A 356-nucleotide genomic window follows, 5' to 3' on the forward strand; every position below is an offset into this window, starting at 1 on the left:
GCCGTCGGCATCCGTGTCGTGCGCGCCGCCGGTCTCGCCGCGAGCCGCGGGGACAGCGTTGCGGAGGCCATTGCGGGGGAGGCGCGGGCCGTTGGCGGGCAGTCGGGCTACGCCTGGTGCGCGGTCGCCGCCGCGTGGGAGGTGGTGACCCGGTCCGGGGCGCCGCTCGCCGCGTGCCTGCGTCAGCTCGCGGCCAGCTTGCGCGACCTCGGCCAGCTTCATGCGGACCTCAAGACGGCGCTCGCCGGCCCGGCCGCGACCGCCCGGCTGGTCGCCGTCCTGCCGCTCGTCGGGATCCTCTTCGGCGTGCTGCTCGGGTTCAACACCGTCGCGAGGAGCGGAACCACGCCGAGCAG

Annotated in this window: 1 protein-coding gene; it reads left to right on the top strand. The window is 76.7% G+C overall.

All coding sequences use genetic code 11. The annotated features are described in order from the left end of the window. Positions 1-356: type II secretion system F family protein (locus QN357_RS19345; RefSeq protein WP_323505451.1), on the top strand; the 356-nt coding region annotated here is incomplete at both ends.

Source organism: Cryobacterium sp. RTC2.1 (assembly GCF_035018685.1).
GTDB classification, from domain to species: domain Bacteria; phylum Actinomycetota; class Actinomycetes; order Actinomycetales; family Microbacteriaceae; genus Cryobacterium; species Cryobacterium glucosi.